Raw genomic sequence first — 19,841 nt, forward strand, 5'->3', positions numbered from 1 at the left:
TTACCCAAAAGCCGCGTCGAAACGGCTTTTGGGTAATGGGTTCTTCAAAAGGATGGTCTCGCACCGAGGGCAGCACAGCAATCCGAGCTGAGCGTTTTCTGGGGTCGGACGAGATTGAATTACTCATTGATTGACGGGATCGACTGGCCATCGGTTCCCGTCCGTTGCAGGCCCGGGTGCAAGATTTTGAAGGAGCGACGATGGCTCAGACCCTTTCGTTCAACGGTCGTAGGCGCGTACGCAAGTTTTTTGGTAAGATCCCCGAAGTCGCAGAAATGCCGAACCTCATCGAGGTTCAGAAGGCGTCCTACGACCAGTTTCTGATGGTTGAAGAGCCGAAGGGCGGCCGACCCGACGAGGGTCTTCAGGCCGTTTTCAAGTCGGTTTTCCCGATCACCGATTTCTCCGGCGCATCCATGCTGGAATTCGTGTCCTACGAGTTCGAACCGCCGAAGTTCGACGTTGACGAATGCCGTCAGCGCGACCTGACCTATGCAGCGCCGCTGAAGGTGACGCTGCGCCTCATCGTGTTCGATATTGACGAGGATACCGGCGCGAAGTCGATCAAGGACATCAAGGAACAGTCCGTTTACATGGGCGACATGCCGCTCATGACCAACAACGGCACGTTCATCGTCAACGGCACCGAGCGCGTCATCGTCTCCCAGATGCACCGTTCGCCGGGCGTCTTCTTCGATCACGACAAGGGCAAGAGCCATTCGTCCGGCAAGCTGCTCTTTGCTGCGCGCGTCATCCCCTATCGCGGTTCCTGGCTCGATATCGAATTCGACGCCAAGGACATCGTCTATGCTCGTATCGACCGCCGCCGCAAGATCCCTGTCACTTCGCTGCTGATGGCGCTCGGCATGGACGGCGAGGAAATTCTCGACACCTTCTACACGAAGTCGCTCTACAAGCGCGACGGCGAAGGCTGGCGCATTCCCTTCAAGCCGGAAACGCTGAAGGGTGCCAAGGCGATCACCGAGATGGTCGACGCCGATACCGGCGAAGTCGTCGTGGAAGCCGGCAAGAAGCTGACCCCGCGCCTGCTGCGCACGCTGTCCGACAAGGGGCTGAAGGCCCTCAAGGCCGCCGACGACGATCTGTATGGCAACTACCTCGCCGGCGACATCGTCAACTACTCGACGGGTGAAATCTACCTCGAGGCCGGCGACGAAATCGACGAGAAGACGCTTGGCATCATCCTGGCGAACGGCTTCGACGAGATCCCGGTTCTCGGCATCGACCACATCAATGTCGGCGCCTATATCCGCAACACGCTGACAGCCGACAAGAACGAGAACCGTCAGGACGCTCTGTTCGACATCTACCGCGTCATGCGTCCGGGTGAACCGCCGACCATGGAATCGGCTGAAGCCATGTTCAACTCGCTGTTCTTCGATGCGGAGCGTTACGACCTCTCCGCCGTCGGCCGCGTCAAGATGAATATGCGCCTCGACCTGACCGTCGAAGACACCGTCCGCATCCTGCGCAAGGACGACATCCTGGCCGTGGTCAGGATGCTGGTCGAACTGCGCGACGGCAAGGGCGAGATCGACGACATCGACAATCTCGGCAACCGCCGCGTCCGTTCGGTGGGCGAGCTGATGGAAAACCAGTACCGTCTCGGCCTGCTGCGCATGGAGCGCGCGATCAAGGAACGCATGTCCTCGATCGAGATCGACACGGTCATGCCGCAGGATCTGATCAACGCCAAGCCGGCCGCCGCTGCCGTGCGCGAATTCTTCGGTTCCTCGCAGCTCTCGCAGTTCATGGACCAGGTCAATCCGCTCTCGGAAATCACCCACAAGCGTCGTCTTTCGGCTCTTGGCCCGGGCGGTCTGACCCGTGAGCGCGCCGGCTTCGAAGTCCGCGACGTGCATCCGACCCACTATGGCCGCATTTGCCCGATCGAAACGCCGGAAGGCCCGAACATCGGTCTCATCAACTCACTTGCGACCTTTGCCCGCGTCAACAAGTACGGCTTCATCGAAAGCCCGTACCGCCGCATCGTCGACGGCAAGGTGACGAGCGACGTGCTCTACCTCTCCGCCATGGAAGAGGCGAAGTATTACGTCGCCCAGGCCAACGCCGAGATGAACGCTGACGGTTCCTTCGTCGACGAATTCGTCGTCTGCCGTCATGCCGGCGAAGTCATGCTCGCCCCGCGCGACAGCATGAACCTGATGGACGTCTCGCCGAAGCAGGTCGTTTCGGTCGCAGCCGCGCTCATCCCGTTCCTGGAAAACGACGACGCCAACCGCGCGCTCATGGGCTCGAACATGCAGCGTCAAGCAGTGCCGCTGCTGCGTGCCGAAGCCCCGTTCGTCGGTACCGGCATGGAGCCGGTCGTTGCCCGTGACTCCGGTGCCGCCATCGGCGCCCGCCGCGGCGGCGTGGTCGACCAGGTCGACGCGACGCGTATCGTTATCCGCGCCACGGAAGACCTCGAAGCCGGCAAATCCGGCGTCGATATCTACCGCCTGCAGAAGTTCCAGCGTTCGAACCAGAACACCTGCGTCAACCAGCGTCCGCTGGTCACCGTCGGTGACGAGGTCAACCGCGGCGACATCCTCGCCGACGGCCCGTCGACCGATCTCGGCGACCTGGCACTCGGCCGCAACGCGCTCGTCGCGTTCATGCCCTGGAACGGCTACAACTACGAAGACTCGATTCTGCTCTCCGAGCGTATCGTTGCCGACGACGTGTTCACCTCCATCCACATCGAGGAATTCGAAGTGATGGCGCGCGACACCAAGCTTGGTCCTGAGGAAATCACCCGCGATATTCCGAACGTTTCGGAAGAAGCACTGAAGAACCTCGACGAAGCCGGCATCGTCTATATCGGCGCCGAAGTTCAGCCGGGCGATATCCTCGTCGGCAAGATCACACCGAAGGGCGAAAGCCCGATGACGCCGGAAGAAAAGCTTCTGCGCGCCATCTTCGGCGAAAAGGCCTCCGACGTGCGCGACACCTCCATGCGCATGCCGCCCGGCACCTACGGCACCATCGTCGAAGTCCGCGTCTTCAACCGCCACGGCGTTGAAAAGGACGAGCGCGCGATGGCGATCGAGCGCGAAGAAATCGAGCGTCTGGCAAAGGACCGTGACGACGAGCAGGCGATCCTCGACCGTAACGTCTACGGCCGTCTGATCGAGATGCTGCGTGGCCAGGCCTCCATCGCCGGCCCGAAGGGCTTCAAGAAGGGAGCCGAGCTTTCGAACGCCGTCGTCTCCGAATATCCCCGCTCGCAGTGGTGGATGTTCGCGGTCGAAGACGAAAAGGTCCAGAGCGAGCTCGAAGCGCTTCGCGGCCAGTACGACGAATCCAAGTCGCGCCTCGAACAGCGCTTCATGGACAAGGTCGAAAAGGTCCAGCGCGGCGATGAAATGCCTCCTGGCGTCATGAAGATGGTCAAGGTCTTCGTCGCCGTAAAGCGCAAGATCCAGCCCGGCGACAAGATGGCCGGCCGTCACGGGAACAAGGGCGTCGTCTCGCGCATTGTGCCGGTGGAGGACATGCCGTTCCTCGAAGACGGCACGCATGTCGATGTCGTTCTGAACCCGCTCGGCGTGCCTTCGCGCATGAACGTCGGCCAGATCCTGGAAACGCATCTGGGTTGGGCTTGCGCCGGCATGGGTCGCCAGATCGGCGAACTGATCGACGCATACAAGGCCAATGGCAACATTGAGCCGCTGCGCAAGACCATCGGCGATGTCGTCGGAGACGGCCCCAAGGCCGAACAGGTCCATGAGTTCGACGACGACTCTGTTCTGCGCCTCGCCGACCAGTGGAAGCGCGGCGTTTCGATTGCGACGCCTGTTTTCGACGGCGCGAACGAAGCCGACGTCAACGACATGCTGCGTCTGGCAGGTCTCAAGGATAGTGGTCAGTCGACGCTCTATGACGGCCGTACCGGTGAGCAGTTCGACCGTCAGGTGACGGTGGGCTACATCTACATGCTGAAGCTCAACCACCTGGTCGACGACAAGATCCATGCTCGTTCGATCGGTCCTTACTCGCTCGTGACTCAGCAGCCGCTGGGTGGCAAGGCGCAGTTCGGCGGCCAGCGCTTCGGCGAAATGGAAGTCTGGGCGCTCGAAGCATACGGCGCGGCCTACACGCTGCAGGAAATGCTGACGGTGAAGTCGGACGACGTCGCCGGCCGCACCAAGGTCTACGAAGCCATCGTCCGAGGAGACGACACGTTCGAAGCCGGTATTCCGGAAAGCTTCAACGTTCTCGTCAAGGAAATGCGCTCACTGGGCCTCAGCGTCGAGCTCGAGAACACCAAGCTTGACGAGGCGCAGGCAGCTCAGCTGCCCGACGCGGCCGAGTAAGCACTTGATAGGGCGTGCGCTGCCAATGCGGCGCACGCCGGTCCCACCGGGCGCCGTATCCGTGTCGGCCCGGGAGGGAAGTTTCGCCGCATCCAGCGGTTATTCTCGTTTAAGCGAGGGAGGCGGCTCCCGGGAAATTGCCGCCGACATCGCATTTTGAGGGCGCTTTAGCCCATGAAGGAGACAGGCATGAACCAAGAGGTCATGAATCTTTTCAATCCGCAGGTGCCTGCACAGAATTTCGATTCTATTCGGATTTCGATCGCGTCTCCGGAGAAGATCCTCTCCTGGTCTTACGGTGAGATCAAGAAGCCGGAAACCATCAACTACCGTACGTTCAAGCCGGAACGTGACGGTCTGTTCTGCGCGCGCATCTTCGGGCCGATCAAGGACTACGAATGCCTGTGCGGCAAGTACAAGCGCATGAAGTACAAGGGCATCATCTGCGAAAAGTGCGGCGTCGAAGTCACGCTGTCGCGCGTTCGCCGTGAGCGCATGGGCCATATCGAGCTCGCCGCTCCCGTTGCCCACATCTGGTTCCTGAAGTCGCTGCCATCACGCATTTCGACGCTGCTCGACATGACGCTGAAGGATGTCGAGCGCGTCCTCTACTTTGAAAACTACATCGTCACCGAGCCGGGCCTGACCGCCCTGAAGGAGCACCAGCTCCTCTCGGAAGAAGAGTACATGCTCGCTGTCGACGAATACGGCGAAGACCAGTTCACCGCGATGATCGGCGCCGAGGCGATCTACGAGATGCTGGCCTCGATGAACCTCGAAAAGATCGCTGGCGACCTGCGTGCCGAGCTTGCCGACACCACGTCGGATCTCAAGCAGAAGAAGCTGATGAAGCGCCTGAAGATCGTCGAGAACTTCATGGAGTCGGGCAACCGTCCGGAATGGATGATCATGAAGGTCGTTCCGGTCATCCCGCCGGACCTGCGTCCGCTGGTTCCGCTCGACGGCGGCCGTTTCGCGACGTCGGATCTGAACGATCTCTACCGCCGCGTCATCAACCGTAACAACCGTCTGAAGCGCCTGATTGAGCTTCGTGCGCCTGGCATCATCATCCGCAACGAAAAGCGCATGCTGCAGGAATCCGTTGACGCGCTGTTCGACAACGGCCGTCGCGGCCGTGTCATCACCGGTGCTAACAAGCGTCCGCTGAAGTCGCTCTCCGACATGCTGAAGGGCAAGCAGGGCCGCTTCCGCCAGAACCTGCTCGGCAAGCGCGTCGACTATTCCGGCCGTTCGGTCATCGTCACCGGTCCGGAACTGAAGCTGCACCAGTGCGGCCTGCCGAAGAAGATGGCGCTCGAGCTCTTCAAGCCGTTCATCTATGCCCGCCTCGACGCCAAGGGTTACTCCTCGACCGTCAAGCAGGCCAAGAAGCTGGTCGAAAAGGAAAAGCCGGAAGTCTGGGATATCCTCGACGAGGTCATCCGCGAGCATCCGGTTCTCTTGAACCGCGCACCGACGCTGCACCGCCTGGGCATCCAGGCCTTCGAACCTATCCTGGTCGAAGGCAAGGCGATCCAGCTGCATCCGCTCGTCTGCACGGCCTTCAACGCCGACTTCGACGGCGACCAGATGGCCGTTCACGTGCCGCTGTCGCTCGAAGCTCAGCTCGAAGCCCGCGTGTTGATGATGTCGACCAACAACATCCTGCACCCGGCCAACGGCGCGCCGATCATCGTTCCCTCGCAGGACATGGTTCTCGGCCTCTACTATCTGTCGATCCTCAACCAGAACGAGCCGGGCGAAGGGATGGCCTTCTCCGATCTCGGCGAGCTGCATCACGCCCTCGAAAGCAAGGTCGTGACGCTGCACACCAAGATCCGCGGCCGCTTCAAGTCGGTCGACGAGGATGGCAAGCCTTACTCGAAGATCTATGAGACGACGCCTGGCCGTCTGCTCATCGGCGAACTGCTGCCGAAGAACGGCAAGGTGCCCTTCGATATCTGCAACCAGGAAATGACCAAGAAGAACATCTCGAAGATGATCGACACGGTCTATCGCCATTGCGGCCAGAAGGACACGGTCATTTTCTGCGACCGCATCATGCAGCTCGGCTTCGCCCACGCCTGCCGCGCCGGCATTTCGTTCGGCAAGGACGACATGGTCATTCCGGATGCCAAGGCCAAGATCGTTGCCGACACCGAAAACCTGGTGAAGGAATACGAGCAGCAGTACAATGACGGCCTCATCACCCAGGGCGAGAAGTACAACAAGGTTGTCGACGCCTGGGGTAAGGCGACCGAAAAGGTCGCCGAAGAGATGATGGCCCGCATTAAGGCGGTCGAATTCGACGAGAAGACCGGTCGCCAGAAGCCGATGAACTCGATCTACATGATGAGCCACTCCGGTGCCCGCGGTTCTCCGAACCAGATGCGCCAGCTGGGCGGCATGCGTGGCCTCATGGCCAAGCCGTCGGGCGAAATCATCGAGACCCCGATCATCTCGAACTTCAAGGAAGGCCTGACCGTCAACGAGTACTTCAACTCGACGCACGGCGCCCGTAAGGGTCTGGCAGACACCGCCCTGAAGACCGCCAACTCCGGCTACCTGACCCGCCGTCTCGTCGACGTCGCGCAGGATTGCATCGTCACGCATGTCGATTGCGGAACGCAGACGGGCCTCACCATGACCGCAATCGTCGATGCCGGTCAGGTGGTTGCCTCGATCGGCGTCCGTATCCTCGGCCGCACGGCGCTCGACGACATCGATCATCCGGTCACGGGTGAGCGCATCGTCGATGCCGGCAGGATGATCCTCGAGCCCGACGTCGTCGAAATCGAGAAGGCCGGCATCCAGTCGATCCGCATCCGCTCGGCACTGACCTGCGAAATCCAGACGGGCGTCTGCTCGGTCTGCTACGGCCGCGACCTTGCGCGCGGTACGCCGGTCAATATGGGCGAAGCCGTCGGCGTTATCGCTGCTCAGTCGATCGGCGAGCCGGGCACCCAGCTCACCATGCGTACCTTCCACCTTGGCGGTACGGCAACCGTGGTCGACCAGTCGTTCCTCGAAGCCTCGTACGAAGGTACGGTGCAGATCAAGAACCGCAACATTCTGCGCAACTCCGATGGCAACCTCGTTGCCATGGGCCGCAACATGACCGTCCAGATCTTGGACGAACGTGGTGTCGAGCGGTCGTCGCAGCGTGTGGCCTACGGTTCGAAGCTGCATGTCGACGAAGGCGACAAGGTCAAGCGCGGCCAGCGTCTGGCAGAGTGGGACCCCTACACCCGTCCGATGATGACGGAAGTGGCTGGTACCGTTCAGTTTGAAGATCTGGTCGACGGTCTCTCCGTTCTGGAAGCGACCGACGAATCGACTGGCATCACCAAGCGTCAGGTTATCGACTGGCGTTCGACCCCGCGCGGCTCGGACCTCAAGCCGGCGATCGTCATCAAGGATGCCAGCGGCAATATCGCGAAGCTCTCCCGTGGTGGTGACGCCCGCTTCTTCCTCTCGGTCGATGCGATCCTGTCGGTCGAGCCGGGCACGAAGGTCTCCCAGGGCGACGTTCTCGCCCGTTCGCCGCTCGAAAGCGCCAAGACCAAGGACATCACCGGCGGTCTGCCGCGTGTTGCCGAGCTGTTCGAAGCCCGCCGTCCGAAGGACCACGCCATCATCGCAGAGATCGATGGTACGATCCGCCTCGGCCGCGACTACAAGAACAAGCGTCGCGTCATCATCGAGCCGGCGGAAGACGGTGTCGAGCCTGTCGAATACCTGATTCCGAAGGGCAAGCCCTTCCACCTTCAGGAAGGCGACTATATCGAAAAGGGTGACTACATCCTCGACGGTAACCCGGCTCCGCACGACATCCTGGCGATCAAGGGCGTGGAGGCTCTGGCCTCCTACCTCGTCAACGAGATCCAGGAAGTCTACCGCCTGCAGGGCGTCGTCATCAACGACAAGCACATCGAGGTGATTGTCCGTCAGATGCTGCAGAAGGTGGAAATCACCGATGCAGGCGACTCGACCTATATCGTCGGCGACAATGTCGACCGGATCGAGCTCGAAGACGTCAACGATCACCTGATCGAGCAGGGCAAGAAACCAGCCTATGGCGATCCGGTTCTTCTCGGCATCACCAAGGCATCGCTGCAGACCCCGTCCTTCATCTCGGCCGCGTCCTTCCAGGAAACGACAAAGGTGCTGACGGAAGCTGCGATCGCCGGCAAGACCGACGGTCTGCAGGGTCTGAAGGAAAACGTCATCGTCGGCCGCCTTATCCCGGCCGGCACTGGCGGCACCATGACCCAGATCCGCCGCATCGCCACGTCGCGCGACGAGATGATCCTCGAAGAGCGCCGCAAGGGTACGGGTGCTGCCGTTGCCACGCCGATGCTGCAGGACATGGCCGAAAAGGCTCCGGCTGCGGAATAACCCGCAGCTGAAGTCTATGAAATTGAAAAACCGCCCGGAGCGATCCGGGCGGTTTTGTTTTATCTGCTCTTATTATTTGGCGGGGAGGGAGGCTGCTTCCGCTTATTCTGCCTTGGCAGCGTCAGCAACGGCGCCCTTCAGTTGAACCGGATGATCGCGACTTCGCCTTCGATGGCGCCCTGGTAGGCAGAGGCGTGCGGCTCTTCGGCCGGGACCTCGGTCAGCATGCCGATCTGGTCGAGATCTGCCTCGATGAAGCCTTCCTCGGCAAGGGCGTTCAAGGCCTCGCGTACGGCAGTGTCGTCGTCAGGCGCCTTCAGCATGATGTGCAGGTCGATGCCTTCGCTGGCGTCGGACTCGTAGCCCTTGCCGATGATGATGAAGATCATCGGGCCGTCGAAATTATTGTCGTTATCAGGTGTCGTGATCATCGCCCGTCCTTCGGCTCTTTGACGATTCGGTCGCTCGAATCCTGCTGTGAGGGCCGAACGCCGCATTTGCTGATTCCTTAACTGCTTTTGCTGCAATGCCCAAGTTTTTATCTTGGGGCACAGCCGTGAATTCGTCTAGAAGGATGAAACAGGGCGTTCGGCCGGCATATCAAGGCGATACGGCGAGTTTATTTCTTAACCGGCCTTGACGAGACGGGTGGAAACCAGTAGTACCCCGGCCATCAGATCCCATGTGAGGCTTGGCTGTTCGGGGCGACTCGCCCTGAAGTTCACCTCAAACAAGGTTCTAAACGCACGTTGAAGTCATGATGCTGCACGCACGACGCATATTCTATGCGTCCTCTGCTCCTTGTGGTCCATCTGCGGAAGCGGATCGGGCCATATTTTGCGCATTGACGGAAAGCGCGCGTCACTGCCGGAGACGGCGCGAGTTCAAGCCCGCAAGGGTACTGAGATAAAACGTAAGGGATGGTTGAATGCCTACCGTAAACCAGCTGATCCGCAAGCCTCGCCAGGCGAACGTAAAGCGTAACAAGGTTCCCGCACTCCAGGAGAACCCGCAGAAGCGCGGCGTTTGCACGCGCGTCTACACGACGACGCCGAAGAAGCCGAACTCGGCTCTGCGTAAGGTCGCAAAGATCCGCCTGACCAACGGCTTCGAAGTCATTGGTTACATCCCCGGCGAAGGTCATAACCTTCAGGAGCACTCCGTCGTCATGATCCGTGGCGGCCGCGTCAAGGACCTTCCGGGTGTCCGTTATCACATCATCCGCGGCGTTCTCGATACCCAAGGTGTCAAGAACCGCAAGCAGCGCCGCTCCAAGTACGGCGCGAAGCGTCCGAAGTAATTCGGTTTTTGAATAATCCGGCGCTGCGCGAGGTCCTCCGCGTCATGAAGCGCCTTAACGGTTGAAGAGACAAAATATGTCCAGACGTCATAAAGCAGAAAAGCGCGAGATCAATCCGGACCCGAAGTTCGGCGATCTCGTCGTCACCAAGTTCATGAATGCCATCATGCTCGACGGCAAGAAGTCCGTTGCTGAAAACATCGTCTACGGTGCGTTCGACGTTGTCCAGGGCAAGGCCAAGCAGGAGCCGCTCACGGTTTTCCATTCTGCGCTGGAGAACATTGCCCCGCACGTTGAAGTTCGCTCGCGTCGTGTCGGTGGTGCGACCTATCAGGTCCCCGTCGATGTTCGTCCGGAGCGCCGCCAGGCTCTTGCTATTCGCTGGCTGATCGCTGCTGCCCGCAAGCGCAATGAAACGACTATGGTTGACCGCCTTTCCGGCGAACTGCTCGATGCGTCCAACAACCGCGGCTCCGCCGTCAAGAAGCGCGAAGACACGCACAAGATGGCTGACGCCAACCGCGCGTTCTCGCACTATCGCTGGTAATTCCGAACGGTATCGAAAGGCAGTCCACAATGGCTCGCGAATATAAGATCGAAGACTACCGTAATTTCGGTATCATGGCGCATATCGACGCCGGCAAGACCACGACCACCGAGCGTATTCTTTATTACACCGGCAAGTCGCATAAGATCGGCGAAGTTCACGACGGCGCAGCCACCATGGACTGGATGGAGCAGGAGCAGGAGCGTGGCATCACGATCACCTCTGCTGCCACCACGACCTACTGGAAGGGTCGTGACGGCAAAACGCGCCGCTTCAACATCATCGACACTCCCGGCCACGTCGACTTCACCATTGAAGTCGAGCGTTCGCTGCGCGTTCTCGACGGCGCCATCGCGCTGCTCGACGCCAACGCCGGTGTTGAGCCGCAGACGGAAACCGTCTGGCGTCAGGCCGAGAAGTACAATGTCCCGCGGATGATCTTCTGCAACAAGATGGACAAGACCGGTGCGGACTTCTACCGCTCCGTCGAGATGATCAAGACCCGTCTCGGTGCAACGGCTGTCGTCATGCAGCTCCCGATCGGTGCAGAAACCGAATTCAAGGGCGTCATCGACCTGGTCGAGATGAACGCACTCATCTGGCGCGACGAGTCGCTCGGCGCCCAGTGGGATGTCGTCGAGATCCCCGAGGACATGAAGGCCAAGGCTGAAGAATATCGCGAAAAGCTGATCGAGACGGTCGTCGACATCGACGAAGCCGCCACCGAAGCTTACCTCGAAGGTATTCTGCCCGACAACGATCAGATCCGTGCGCTGGTTCGCCGCGGCACGATTGACGTCAAGTTTCACCCGATGTTCTGCGGCACTGCCTTCAAGAACAAGGGCGTGCAGCCGCTGCTCGACGCCGTCGTCGACTACCTGCCGTCGCCGATGGACATCCCGGCGATCAAGGGCATCGACTTCAAGACGGAAGCCGAAATCGAGCGTCATGCCGATGACAGCGAGCCGCTTTCCATGCTCGCCTTCAAGATCATGAACGACCCCTTCGTCGGTTCGCTGACCTTCGCCCGCATCTACTCGGGCAAGCTCGAGAAGGGCACTTCGGTCATCAACACGGTCAAGGACAAGCGCGAGCGCGTCGGCCGTATGCTGCAGATGCACTCCAACTCGCGTGAAGACATCGAAGAAGCCTTCGCAGGCGACATCGTGGCTCTCGCTGGCCTCAAGGAAACCACGACGGGCGACACGCTCTGCGATCCGCTGAAGCCGGTTATCCTCGAGCGCATGGAATTCCCGGAGCCGGTCATCCAGATCGCCATCGAGCCGAAGACCAAGGGCGACCAGGAAAAGATGGGCCTCGCGCTCAACCGCCTGGCTGCTGAAGATCCGTCCTTCCGCGTCAAGACCGACCAGGAATCAGGCCAGACCATCATCGCCGGGATGGGCGAACTGCATCTCGACATCATCGTCGACCGCATGCGTCGTGAATTCAAGGTCGAAGCAACTGTCGGCGCGCCGCAGGTTGCCTACCGCGAAACCATCACTAGGACGCATGAAGAAGACTACACGCACAAGAAGCAGTCCGGTGGTACCGGCCAGTTCGCGCGCGTCAAGATCGTCTTCGAACCGAACCCGGAAGGCGACGAATTCAAGTTCGAATCGAAGATCGTCGGCGGTTCCGTTCCCAAGGAATACATCCCCGGCGTCCAGAAGGGCATCGAAAGCGTTCTGTCTTCGGGTCCGCTCGCAGGCTTCCCGATGCTCGGCGTCAAGGCGACCCTCATCGACGGCGCCTTCCACGACGTCGACTCCTCGGTTCTCGCCTTCGAAATCGCATCGCGTGCCTGCTTCCGTGAAGCAGCCAGGAAGGCCGGCGCTCAGCTGCTCGAGCCGATGATGAAGGTCGAAGTCGTCACCCCGGAAGATTACGTCGGCGACGTTATCGGCGACCTGAACTCCCGTCGCGGTCAGATCCAGGGCCAGGAAAGCCGTGGTATCGCCGTCGTCATCAACGCGAACGTCCCGCTCGCGAACATGTTCAAGTACGTCGACAACCTGCGCTCCATGTCCCAGGGCCGCGCCCAGTACACGATGACCTTCGATCACTATTCGCCGGTCCCGTCGAACGTCGCAACTGAAATCCAGGCAAAGTATTCCGGTCAGAAGTGACCGGAATACCAATTGACCGATAACAAGAATTAGATCCCTTCGGGGACTAGCAAAACGGAGACCCGAAAATGGGAAAGAGTAAGTTTGAGCGCAACAAGCCGCACGTCAACATTGGCACGATTGGCCACGTTGACCACGGTAAGACGTCTCTGACGGCAGCGATCACGAAGTACTTCGGTGAGTACAAGGCGTACGACCAGATCGACGCGGCTCCGGAAGAAAAGGCGCGTGGCATCACGATTTCGACGGCTCACGTTGAATACGAGACGCCGGCCCGCCACTATGCCCACGTCGACTGCCCCGGCCATGCCGACTACGTCAAGAACATGATCACCGGTGCTGCCCAGATGGACGGCGCGATCCTGGTGTGCTCGGCCGCTGATGGCCCGATGCCGCAGACGCGCGAACACATCCTGCTGGCCCGCCAGGTCGGCGTTCCGGCAATCGTGGTGTTCCTGAACAAGGTCGACCAGGTTGACGACGCCGAGCTTCTCGAACTGGTTGAGCTCGAAGTTCGCGAACTGCTGTCGTCCTACGACTTCCCGGGCGACGATATCCCGATCGTCAAGGGTTCGGCACTTGCTGCTCTCGAAGATTCGGACAAGAAGATCGGCGAAGATTCGATCCGCGAGCTGATGGCTGCTGTCGACGCCTACATCCCGACGCCTGAGCGTCCGATCAACCTGCCGTTCCTGCTGCCGATCGAAGACGTGTTCTCGATCTCGGGCCGCGGTACGGTTGTGACCGGCCGCGTCGAGCGTGGCATTGTCAAGGTTGGCGAAGAAGTCGAGATCGTCGGCATCCGCCCGACGACGAAGACGACGGTGACCGGCGTTGAAATGTTCCGCAAGCTGCTCGATCAGGGCCAGGCTGGCGACAACATCGGTGCGCTGATCCGCGGCGTTACCCGTGACGGCGTTGAGCGTGGCCAGATTCTGTGCAAGCCGGGTTCGGTCAAGCCGCACAAGAAGTTCATGGCTGAAGCCTACATCCTGACGAAGGAAGAGGGTGGCCGTCATACGCCGTTCTTCACCAACTACCGTCCGCAGTTCTACTTCCGCACGACCGACGTGACCGGCATCGTAACGCTGCCGGAAGGCACGGAGATGGTCATGCCGGGCGACAACGTCACGGTATCGGTCGAGCTGATCGTTCCGATCGCGATGGAAGAAAAGCTGCGCTTCGCTATCCGCGAAGGCGGCCGCACCGTCGGCGCCGGTATCGTCGCGTCGATCGTCGAGTAATTAGCGGCTGGGCCACCTGGCCCAAGGAAAGGATAGGGACGCCGATCTCGGTGTCCCTCTCGATCTTTGAAACCGGTGGCCCGCTAACGTAACTGAAGGTAAGTCGTGTCCCTAAGTGGTGACACGCGGATAACAGACACAAGGATAAAGTCGAATGAACGGCCAGAATATCCGCATCCGCCTGAAGGCGTTCGATCATCGGATTCTCGACGCCTCCACGCGTGAGATCGTATCGACGGCTAAGCGCACCGGTGCAAGCGTCCGGGGCCCCGTTCCGCTTCCGACCCGCATCGAGAAGTTTACGGTCAACCGGTCCCCGCATATCGACAAGAAGAGCCGCGAACAGTTCGAGATGCGCACGCATAAGCGCCTTCTCGATATCGTTGACCCGACCCCGCAGACGGTAGACGCGCTGATGAAGCTCGATCTCGCCGCCGGTGTCGATGTTGAGATCAAGCTCTGAGACCTCGGGTCTTCGGGCTGAGTGAGAAGGATTGAACCGATGCGTTCAGGTGTGATTGCACAGAAGGTGGGAATGACCCGCGTCTATAACGACGCCGGCGAGCATGTCCCGGTAACGGTACTGCGTATGGAGGCCGTCCAGGTCGTTGCCACGCGCACTGTCGAAAAGAATGGCTATACCGCAGTTCAGCTCGGTGCCGGCCAGGCGAAGGTAAAGAACACGTCGAAGGCGATGCGCGGCAACTTTGCCATTGCCAACGTCGAGCCTAAGGCCAAGGTCACGGAATTCCGCGTTTCGGAAGACAACCTGCTGGAGATCGGTACGGAGATCAAGGCGGGTCACTTCGCAGCTGGCCAGCTGGTCGACGTGACGGGTACGACGATCGGCAAGGGTTTTGCCGGCGCCATGAAGCGTCACGGCTTCGGCGGTTTGCGCGCCACGCACGGTGTGTCGGTGTCTCACCGCTCGCACGGTTCGACTGGCTCGCGCCAGGATCCGGGCAAGGTTTTCAAGAACAAGAAGATGGCTGGTCACATGGGCCAGACGCGCGTCACGACGCAGAACCTGGAAGTGGTTTCGACCGACGAAGATCGTGGTCTGATCCTGATCAAGGGTGCTGTTCCTGGTTCCAAGGGTGCTTGGATCATCGTGCGCGACGCCGTCAAGTCGGCCGCGAAGTAAGGGAGCCAGATCAATGGAATTCAACGTCAAGACCCTCGAGGGAAAAGACGCCGGGAAGGTTTCCCTTTCGGACGCTATTTTCGGCCTCGAGCCCCGCGAAGACATTCTCGCCCGCGTCATCCGCTGGCAACTTGCCAAGAAGCAGCAGGGCACGCACAAGGCTAAGGGCCGCGCGGAAATTTCGCGCACCGGCGCCAAGATGTACAAGCAGAAGGGTACGGGCCGCGCCCGCCACCATTCGGCTCGCGCTCCGCAGTTCCGCGGCGGCGGCAAGGCTCACGGCCCGGTTGTCCGCAGCCACGAGCACGATCTTCCGAAGAAGGTTCGCGCACTCGGCCTTCGCCACGCCCTTTCGGCCAAGATCAAGGCCGATGACGTCATCGTCATCGACAACCTGGTTGCCGCTGAAGCCAAGACCAAGTCGCTCGCGTCCGTTTTCGAGACGCTCGGCCTGACCAACGCCCTCTTCATCGGCGGCGCAGAGCTTGACGGCAACTTCAAGCTTGCAGCTCAGAACATCCCGAACATCGATGTTCTGCCGATCCAGGGCATCAACGTTTACGACATCGTGCGCCGCGGCAAGCTCGTGCTTTCCAAGGCTGCGGTTGAAGCGCTAGAGGAGCGATTCAAGTGACCGATCTTCGCCACTACGATGTGATCGTCTCTCCGGCGATCACCGAAAAGTCCACGCTGGTATCCGAAAACAACCAGGTTGTATTCAATGTCGCCAAGCAGGCGACGAAGCCGGAAATCAAGGCTGCGGTCGAGGCGCTGTTCGGCGTCAAGGTCACGGCTGTCAACACTCTGCTGCGCAAGGGCAAGACCAAGCGGTTCCGCGGTTTCGTCGGCAAGCAGAAGGACGTGAAGAAGGCTGTTGTGACACTGGCTGAAGGCCAGACGATCGACGTCTCCACCGGTCTCTGAGGTATAAGAAAATGGCATTGAAAACTTTCAATCCGATCACCCCGAGCCAGCGCCAGCTGGTCATCGTCGACCGCTCGGCCCTCTACAAGGGCAAGCCGGTCAAGGCGCTGACGGAAGGTCTGACCAAGAGCGGCGGTCGTAACAACCTCGGTCGCATCACCGCCCGCTTCATCGGCGGGGGTCACAAGCGCACCTATCGTCTGATCGACTTCAAGCGTCGCAAGTTCGACGTCGAAGGCACGGTCGAGCGTATCGAATACGATCCGAACCGCACGGCTTTCATCGCGTTGGTGAACTATGCTGACGGCGAGAAGGCTTATATCATCGCTCCTCAGCGCCTCGCTGCCGGTGACAAGGTCATCGCTTCCGAGAAGGCTGTCGACGTCAAGCCCGGCAACACCATGCCGCTGCAGTTCATCCCGGTCGGCTCCATCATCCACAATGTGGAAATGAAGCCGGGTAAGGGTGGTCAGATCGCTCGCTCCGCCGGTGGCTACGCACAGCTCGTCGGCCGCGACCAGGGCATGGCGATCCTTCGCCTGAACTCCGGTGAACAGCGTCTCGTTCATGGCTCCTGCCTTGCTTCGATCGGCGCCGTCTCCAACCCTGATCACGCCAACATCAACGACGGCAAGGCCGGTCGTACCGTTTGGCGCGGCAAGCGCCCGCATAACCGCGGTGTCGTCATGAACCCGGTCGACCATCCGCACGGCGGTGGCGAAGGCCGCACCTCCGGTGGTCGCCATCCGGTGACACCGTGGGGCAAGCCGACCAAGGGCAAGCGCACCCGGTCGAACAAGTCGACCGACAAGATGATCATGCGCTCGCGTCATCAGCGTAAGAAGTAAGAGAGGAAGTCTCCAATGGCTCGTTCAGTATGGAAAGGTCCGTTCGTTGACGGCTATCTTCTCAAGAAGGCTGAGAAGGTTCGTGAAGGCGGTCGCAGTGAAGTGATCAAGATCTGGAGCCGCCGCTCCACGATCCTGCCGCAGTTCGTCGGTCTCACCTTCGGCGTCTACAACGGCAGCAAGCATATCCCGGTCAGCGTCAATGAAGACATGGTCGGTCACAAATTCGGTGAATTCTCTCCGACCCGCACCTACTACGGTCACGGCGCGGACAAGAAGGCGAAGAGGAAGTAACAATGGGCAAGGCAAAAGCCGAACGCCGGCTGAAGGACAACGAGGCGCAAGCAGTCGCCCGCACGCTCCGCGTCAGCCCCCAGAAGCTCAACCTGGTTGCTGCGGCTATCCGCGGCAAGAAGGTCGAGCGCGCACTCGCGGAGCTGGAGTTCTCCCGCAAGCGCATCGCAGGCGCCGTCAAGAAGACGCTTGAATCTGCGATTGCCAACGCCGAGAACAACCACGATCTCGACGTCGACTCGCTGGTTGTCGCCGAGGCCTATGTCGGCAAGTCGATCGTCATGAAGCGTTTCCACGCTCGTGGCCGCGGTCGCGCGTCGCGCATTGAAAAGCCCTTCGCGCACCTGACGATCGTGGTTCGTGAAGTGCAGGCAGCAGAGGAGGCCGCATAATGGGTCAGAAAATCAATCCAATCGGTTTCCGCCTCGGCATCAACCGTACCTGGGATAGCCGCTGGTTTGCGGACAATGCCGAGTACGGCCAACTGCTGCACGAAGACCTGAAGATGCGCAAGTTCGTCATGAGCGAACTGAAGCAGGCCGGGATCTCCAAGGTGGTTATCGAGCGTCCGCACAAGAAGTGCCGCGTCACGATCCACTCGGCACGTCCGGGCCTGATCATCGGCCGCAAGGGCGCAGACATCGACAAGCTCCGCAAGAAGCTGTCGGAGATGACGAATTCGGAAACGCACCTCAACATCGTCGAAGTGCGCAAGCCCGAAGTCGATGCGACGCTGGTCGCTCAGTCGATCGCCCAGCAGCTCGAGCGTCGCGTGGCTTTCCGCCGCGCTATGAAGCGCGCCGTTCAGTCCGCGATGCGTCTTGGCGCCGAGGGCATCAAGATCACCTGCGCCGGCCGTCTCGGCGGCGCTGAAATCGCCCGTACGGAATGGTACCGCGAAGGTCGTGTGCCGCTGCACACGCTGCGCGCAGACATCGACTACGGCACGGCTGAAGCAGAAACCGCTTTCGGCATCTGCGGCATCAAGGTCTGGATCTTCAAGGGCGAAATCCTTGAGCATGATCCGATGGCTTCCGAGCGCCGCGCGATGGAAGGTGACGCCCAGGGTCCGGCAAGCCGTGATCGTGACCGCGACAGAGACCGTCGCCGCGACAACGCTTGATAGCGCGCGTGGCAGAGAAGTTCGGAGAATAAGAAAATGTTGCAGCCAAAGCGTACCAAGTACCGCAAGCAGTTCAAGGGCCGCATCAAGGGCGTCGCCAAGGGCGGTTCTGACCTGGCATTCGGCGAATTCGGCCTGAAGGCACAGGAACCCAACCGCGTCAACGCGCGCGAGATCGAAGCGGCCCGCCGCGCGATCACGCGTTATATGAAGCGCGCCGGCCGTGTATGGATCCGCGTGTTCCCGGACGTTCCGGTAACCAAAAAGCCGACCGAAGTCCGTATGGGTAAGGGTAAGGGCTCCGTTGAATACTGGGCATGCAAGGTCAAGCCCGGCCGTATGATGTTCGAGATCGACGGTGTCAGCGAAGAAATCGCCCGTGAGGCGCTTCGCCTCGGCTCTGCCAAGCTCTCGGTCAAGACGCGCTTCGTTCAGCGCATTGCAGAGTAAGGAATGAGCTCATGAAAGCCTCAGACGTTCGCGCGTTCACCGCCGACCAACTCAAGGACGAGCTTGCCAAGCTGAAGAAGGAGCAGTTCAACCTGCGCTTTCAGAAGGCGACCGGCCAGCTCGAAAAGTCCTCGCGCATCAACGAAGTTCGCAAGGACATCGCCCGCGTGAAAACCATTGCCCGCCAGAAGGCGGCAGAAGTTAAGGCCTAAAGGAAGAAAAATATGCCGAAGCGCATCCTGCAGGGCGTCGTCGTTGGCGACAAGAACGAGAAGACGGTAGTGGTTCGTGTCGAGCGTCGTTTCGCTCACCCACTGCTCCAGAAGACCGTTCGTCGTTCCAAGAAGTACAAGGCCCACGACGAGAACAACCAGTACAAGATCGGCGATACCGTATCCATCGAGGAATGCGCGCCCATCTCCAAGGACAAGCGCTGGACGGTGATTTCCGCCCAGGGCAAGTAACAGAATTTTGCGCGAGGCCTTGCGTCTCGCCGAAATATCTGTATGAAGCAGCGTCAGAACGCTCGAATGCCGGGCGTTCTTTTGCTTTGAGCGCACGGAAGGTCCCGTTCGGGAAACCACCCTGGCACGATCGACCCCGCGCTATTCAGCTATTGCCGCGTCTGTGCTGCCTCACGGCAGCTCGGCCGGCGAAAATTTTCATAAGCCGGAGTAGGGGGCTAGCCCAACCATTCCGGTAAACCAAGAAGGCGACCTGATATGATTCAGATGCAAACAAACCTCGACGTCGCGGATAATTCCGGCGCACGTCGTGTCATGTGCATCAAGGTGCTGGGCGGCTCGAAGCGCAAGTATGCCTCGATCGGCGACGTCATCGTCGTTTCGATCAAGGAAGCGATCCCGCGCGGCCGTGTGAAGAAGGGTGACGTGATGAAGGCGGTTGTCGTTCGCACCGCCAAGGACATCCGTCGTGCAGATGGCTCCGTCATCCGCTTCGACACCAACGCAGCAGTCCTCATCGACAACAAGAAAGAGCCGATCGGCACCCGTATCTTCGGACCGGTTCCGCGCGAACTTCGCGCCAAGAACCACATGAAGATCATCTCGCTGGCTCCCGAAGTACTGTAAGGAGCGAAG

General features: G+C 60.1%; 19 protein-coding genes. 18 read left to right on the forward strand and 1 reads right to left on the reverse strand.

The genetic code is table 11. From position 1 onward, the window contains the following. The first annotated feature begins 200 nt into the window (after positions 1-200). Both rpoB and rpoC read left to right on the forward strand, forming a co-directional pair. On the forward strand, positions 201-4,340 hold the full coding sequence (gene rpoB / locus ACM5SV_RS11240; RefSeq protein ID WP_012757017.1) for a DNA-directed RNA polymerase subunit beta: 4,140 nt from the start codon (positions 201-203) through the stop codon (positions 4,338-4,340). A 189-nt stretch (positions 4,341-4,529) separates the two neighbouring features. Next, positions 4,530-8,738 (forward strand): DNA-directed RNA polymerase subunit beta', encoded by a 4,209-nt coding sequence (gene rpoC / locus ACM5SV_RS11245; RefSeq protein ID WP_003558528.1) that lies wholly within the window; start codon positions 4,530-4,532, stop codon positions 8,736-8,738. A 137-nt stretch (positions 8,739-8,875) separates the two neighbouring features. On the opposite strand, the gene ACM5SV_RS11250 is transcribed toward rpoC, so the two are convergent. Next, positions 8,876-9,169 carry a hypothetical protein gene (locus ACM5SV_RS11250; RefSeq protein ID WP_012757018.1) on the reverse strand — a complete coding sequence of 98 codons (294 nt, stop codon included), beginning with the start codon at positions 9,167-9,169 and terminating at the stop codon, positions 8,876-8,878. 497 nt (positions 9,170-9,666) lie between these two features. Here ACM5SV_RS11250 and rpsL point away from each other — a divergent pair, with 497 nt between their 5' ends. The 16 genes from rpsL (at position 9,667) to rplN (ending at position 19,832) form a co-directional block, all read left to right on the forward strand. Continuing rightward, positions 9,667-10,038 (forward strand): 30S ribosomal protein S12, encoded by a 372-nt coding sequence (gene rpsL, locus ACM5SV_RS11255; protein WP_003547537.1) that lies wholly within the window; start codon positions 9,667-9,669, stop codon positions 10,036-10,038. 76 nt (positions 10,039-10,114) lie between these two features. Next, positions 10,115-10,585 carry a 30S ribosomal protein S7 gene (gene rpsG / locus ACM5SV_RS11260; RefSeq protein ID WP_011651422.1) on the forward strand — a complete coding sequence of 157 codons (471 nt, stop codon included), beginning with the start codon at positions 10,115-10,117 and terminating at the stop codon, positions 10,583-10,585. A gap of 29 nt (positions 10,586-10,614) precedes the next feature. After that, positions 10,615-12,714, forward strand: coding sequence for an elongation factor G (gene fusA, locus ACM5SV_RS11265; RefSeq protein WP_012757019.1), 2,100 nt, complete (start codon positions 10,615-10,617; stop codon positions 12,712-12,714). Between the two features lie 68 nt (positions 12,715-12,782). Then, positions 12,783-13,958, forward strand: coding sequence for an elongation factor Tu (gene tuf / locus ACM5SV_RS11270; RefSeq protein ID WP_012757012.1), 1,176 nt, complete (start codon positions 12,783-12,785; stop codon positions 13,956-13,958). 154 nt (positions 13,959-14,112) lie between these two features. Beyond that, a complete protein-coding gene (gene rpsJ, locus ACM5SV_RS11275; protein WP_003547547.1) occupies positions 14,113-14,421 on the forward strand; it encodes a 30S ribosomal protein S10 in 309 nt (102 codons plus the stop codon). A gap of 39 nt (positions 14,422-14,460) precedes the next feature. Next, the gene (gene rplC, locus ACM5SV_RS11280) at positions 14,461-15,102 is read left to right on the forward strand and encodes a 50S ribosomal protein L3 (RefSeq protein WP_003558542.1); all 642 of its coding nucleotides are present in this window, start codon (positions 14,461-14,463) and stop codon (positions 15,100-15,102) included. Positions 15,103-15,115: 13 nt separating this feature from the next. Next, a complete protein-coding gene (rplD, locus tag ACM5SV_RS11285; protein WP_012757020.1) occupies positions 15,116-15,736 on the forward strand; it encodes a 50S ribosomal protein L4 in 621 nt (206 codons plus the stop codon). Next, positions 15,733-16,026, forward strand: a complete 294-nt coding sequence (locus tag ACM5SV_RS11290) for a 50S ribosomal protein L23 (RefSeq protein WP_003547550.1) — start codon at positions 15,733-15,735, stop codon at positions 16,024-16,026. Before rplD ends, ACM5SV_RS11290 begins: the two co-directional genes overlap by 4 nt. Before the next feature lie 11 nt (positions 16,027-16,037). Beyond that, positions 16,038-16,874, forward strand: a complete 837-nt coding sequence (gene rplB, locus ACM5SV_RS11295) for a 50S ribosomal protein L2 (protein ID WP_012757021.1) — start codon at positions 16,038-16,040, stop codon at positions 16,872-16,874. A 15-nt stretch (positions 16,875-16,889) separates the two neighbouring features. After that, positions 16,890-17,168 carry a 30S ribosomal protein S19 gene (rpsS, locus tag ACM5SV_RS11300; RefSeq protein WP_003547552.1) on the forward strand — a complete coding sequence of 93 codons (279 nt, stop codon included), beginning with the start codon at positions 16,890-16,892 and terminating at the stop codon, positions 17,166-17,168. Positions 17,169-17,170: 2 nt separating this feature from the next. Further along, on the forward strand, positions 17,171-17,560 hold the full coding sequence (rplV, locus tag ACM5SV_RS11305; RefSeq protein ID WP_003547553.1) for a 50S ribosomal protein L22: 390 nt from the start codon (positions 17,171-17,173) through the stop codon (positions 17,558-17,560). Then, positions 17,560-18,291, forward strand: a complete 732-nt coding sequence (gene rpsC / locus ACM5SV_RS11310) for a 30S ribosomal protein S3 (RefSeq protein WP_003547554.1) — start codon at positions 17,560-17,562, stop codon at positions 18,289-18,291. Before rplV ends, rpsC begins: the two co-directional genes overlap by 1 nt. A gap of 36 nt (positions 18,292-18,327) precedes the next feature. Further along, positions 18,328-18,741, forward strand: coding sequence for a 50S ribosomal protein L16 (gene rplP, locus ACM5SV_RS11315; protein WP_003547555.1), 414 nt, complete (start codon positions 18,328-18,330; stop codon positions 18,739-18,741). An 11-nt stretch (positions 18,742-18,752) separates the two neighbouring features. Further along, a complete protein-coding gene (gene rpmC, locus ACM5SV_RS11320; protein ID WP_003558545.1) occupies positions 18,753-18,953 on the forward strand; it encodes a 50S ribosomal protein L29 in 201 nt (66 codons plus the stop codon). Positions 18,954-18,965: 12 nt separating this feature from the next. Next, the gene (gene rpsQ / locus ACM5SV_RS11325; protein WP_003547557.1) at positions 18,966-19,205 is read left to right on the forward strand and encodes a 30S ribosomal protein S17; all 240 of its coding nucleotides are present in this window, start codon (positions 18,966-18,968) and stop codon (positions 19,203-19,205) included. 258 nt (positions 19,206-19,463) lie between these two features. After that, positions 19,464-19,832: a 50S ribosomal protein L14 gene (rplN, locus tag ACM5SV_RS11330; RefSeq protein WP_003547558.1), complete on the forward strand. Its 369-nt coding sequence runs from the start codon at positions 19,464-19,466 to the stop codon at positions 19,830-19,832. Positions 19,833-19,841 lie beyond the last annotated feature (9 nt).

The sequence above is a fragment of the Rhizobium sp. CRRU65 genome, from assembly GCF_048551595.1.
Lineage (GTDB): Bacteria > Pseudomonadota > Alphaproteobacteria > Rhizobiales > Rhizobiaceae > Rhizobium > Rhizobium leguminosarum_J.

Bases quoted from the DNA above. Each gene is read 5' to 3' on its own strand.
- rpoB (WP_012757017.1), top strand. From the start codon at position 201: ATGGCTCAGACCCTTTCGTTCAACGGTCGTAGGCGCGTACGCAAGTTT.
- rpoC (WP_003558528.1), top strand. From the start codon at position 4,530: ATGAACCAAGAGGTCATGAATCTTTTCAATCCGCAGGTGCCTGCACAG.
- ACM5SV_RS11250 (WP_012757018.1), bottom strand. From the start codon at position 9,169: ATGATCACGACACCTGATAACGACAATAATTTCGACGGCCCGATGATC.
- rpsL (WP_003547537.1), top strand. From the start codon at position 9,667: ATGCCTACCGTAAACCAGCTGATCCGCAAGCCTCGCCAGGCGAACGTA.
- rpsG (WP_011651422.1), top strand. From the start codon at position 10,115: ATGTCCAGACGTCATAAAGCAGAAAAGCGCGAGATCAATCCGGACCCG.
- fusA (WP_012757019.1), top strand. From the start codon at position 10,615: ATGGCTCGCGAATATAAGATCGAAGACTACCGTAATTTCGGTATCATG.
- tuf (WP_012757012.1), top strand. From the start codon at position 12,783: ATGGGAAAGAGTAAGTTTGAGCGCAACAAGCCGCACGTCAACATTGGC.
- rpsJ (WP_003547547.1), top strand. From the start codon at position 14,113: ATGAACGGCCAGAATATCCGCATCCGCCTGAAGGCGTTCGATCATCGG.
- rplC (WP_003558542.1), top strand. From the start codon at position 14,461: ATGCGTTCAGGTGTGATTGCACAGAAGGTGGGAATGACCCGCGTCTAT.
- rplD (WP_012757020.1), top strand. From the start codon at position 15,116: ATGGAATTCAACGTCAAGACCCTCGAGGGAAAAGACGCCGGGAAGGTT.
- rplB (WP_012757021.1), top strand. From the start codon at position 16,038: ATGGCATTGAAAACTTTCAATCCGATCACCCCGAGCCAGCGCCAGCTG.
- rpsS (WP_003547552.1), top strand. From the start codon at position 16,890: ATGGCTCGTTCAGTATGGAAAGGTCCGTTCGTTGACGGCTATCTTCTC.
- rplV (WP_003547553.1), top strand. From the start codon at position 17,171: ATGGGCAAGGCAAAAGCCGAACGCCGGCTGAAGGACAACGAGGCGCAA.
- rpsC (WP_003547554.1), top strand. From the start codon at position 17,560: ATGGGTCAGAAAATCAATCCAATCGGTTTCCGCCTCGGCATCAACCGT.
- rplP (WP_003547555.1), top strand. From the start codon at position 18,328: ATGTTGCAGCCAAAGCGTACCAAGTACCGCAAGCAGTTCAAGGGCCGC.
- rpmC (WP_003558545.1), top strand. From the start codon at position 18,753: ATGAAAGCCTCAGACGTTCGCGCGTTCACCGCCGACCAACTCAAGGAC.
- rpsQ (WP_003547557.1), top strand. From the start codon at position 18,966: ATGCCGAAGCGCATCCTGCAGGGCGTCGTCGTTGGCGACAAGAACGAG.
- rplN (WP_003547558.1), top strand. From the start codon at position 19,464: ATGATTCAGATGCAAACAAACCTCGACGTCGCGGATAATTCCGGCGCA.